Consider the following 783-nt stretch of genomic DNA (forward strand, 5'->3'; position numbering starts at 1 on the left):
CGCGGGCGCGCGGCATTCCCATTTATGTGCCGCCTCCGGGCGGCTTTTTCGTTTCTCGGAGGCACGCATGCCGATCGTCCAGCAGGGCAGCATCAATACGACTGCCCTCATCGTCCCTGATCTGTACGTCCAGATCGTCCCACCGCAGGTGGCGCTGCTCAATGGCGTGCCCACCAACGTGCTGGGCATCGTGGGGACTGCCCAATGGGGCCCGACCAACTCGCCGACCATCATCGGCAACATGGCCATGTACGCCCAGGCGTTCGGTGCGATCCAGAACCTCACCTATGACATGGGTACGGCAGTGGCGATCGCGGTGCAGCAGGGCGCCAACAACTTCCGCTGCGTGCGCGTCACCGACGGCACGGACACGGCAGCGACGCAGACCGTTCAGACGAACGGCTTGACCCTGACCGCGAAATACACCGGCACGCTGGGCAACACCGTGACCGTCGCGCTCGCCGCCGGCAGTGCAGCCAACACCTGGAAGGTGACGGTGGCCGCTCCGACGCTCAACCCCGAGGTGTTCGACAACATCGGCGCGGGCCTGTCGGGCAATGCGCTGTGGGTCGCAATCGCCGCCGCGATCAACAACGGTACCAGCGTCACGCGCGGCCCGTCGCAGATCATCACGGCCGCCGCTGGCGCCAGCACCAGCGCGCCGACGGCCGCCAGCTTCACGCTGTCCGGTGGGACCGACGGCGCCACGACCATCAACGGCTCGGTGCTGCTCGGTCAAGACACGGTGCCGCGCAAGGGCATGTATGCGCTGCGCAATCAGGG

1 protein-coding gene is annotated in these 783 nt (G+C 66.9%); it reads left to right on the forward strand.

What is annotated here, in order from left to right; genetic code table 11:
• Window positions 1-67: 67 nt before the first annotated feature.
• Window positions 68-783: hypothetical protein (locus tag RVY79_RS16755; protein WP_317465605.1), on the forward strand; the 716-nt coding region annotated here is incomplete at its 3' end.

Origin of the sequence: Chromohalobacter sp. HP20-39, assembly GCF_033052815.1 — a bacterium.
GTDB lineage: Bacteria > Pseudomonadota > Gammaproteobacteria > Pseudomonadales > Halomonadaceae > Chromohalobacter.